General features: G+C 53.8%; 2 protein-coding genes. One reads left to right on the top strand and one right to left on the bottom strand.

Going from position 1 to position 582, the window contains the following annotated elements; genetic code table 11:
• The first annotated feature begins 89 nt into the window (after window positions 1–89).
• Complete coding sequence (locus BN1120_RS21680; protein ID WP_323922716.1) at window positions 90–344, top strand: zinc-binding dehydrogenase; 255 nt, start codon at window positions 90–92, stop codon at window positions 342–344.
• Here BN1120_RS21680 and BN1120_RS21675 read toward each other — a convergent pair.
• Window positions 337–582, bottom strand: a 246-nt coding sequence (locus tag BN1120_RS21675; protein ID WP_042014858.1) for a hypothetical protein, incomplete at its 5' end; no start/stop codon positions are given. The two genes, BN1120_RS21680 and BN1120_RS21675, sit on opposite strands and share 8 nt — an antisense overlap.

Below are 582 nucleotides of genomic sequence, written 5' to 3'. Positions count from 1 at the left end.
GTACCAGTACCAGTACCAGTGCCAGTGCCAGTGCCAGTGCCAGTGCCAGTGCCAGTGCCAGTGCTAGTGCCAGTGGTCTTACCTTCACCATGAGGTTCGTCTTCGGCCTGATGAGGCGCAAGATCATGAGACTCGCGGCGAAGCGGGAAGTTTCCTATTCCTCCCTGTTCGTACGCCCCGATGGTGATCAATTATCTGAAATCGTCATCTTGCTGAGCCAGGAACGAATTCGGCCAGTGATCGACAAGGTGTCTCCGTTTGGCGAGGCCAAAGAGGCCATCGAATACCTGGTGCAAGGACGCTCCAAGGGCAAGATCGTCGTTAAGATGAAGAATATTATTTGAAGACTTCGCACTGCTCACCGCAAGGTTTGGTCAGGTTCAAGGTGGCGTTACTGGACCCAGGAAAGGGCCCGACGACTATCAACAAGTACCTCCAGAAGTTCTCTCTGCAGTTCGTCTTCTGGGTAATCACCACAAGGGAATCGAGCTCATGCGACAGAGGGTCAAACAGGTCAATGCGCGAAGCGGGTACGCATATGCGGATAAACCGCGACAGCTCCATGAATCGCCCCTGGTTTTC

It is taken from the genome of Aeromonas caviae, assembly GCF_000819785.1.
GTDB lineage: Bacteria > Pseudomonadota > Gammaproteobacteria > Enterobacterales > Aeromonadaceae > Aeromonas > Aeromonas caviae.
This window is presented reverse-complemented; position numbering and strand designations above follow the sequence as displayed.

Excerpts from the sequence above, each read along its gene's own strand:
- BN1120_RS21680 (WP_323922716.1), top strand. The coding sequence starts at position 90 with ATGAGGTTCGTCTTCGGCCTGATGAGGCGCAAGATCATGAGACTCGCG.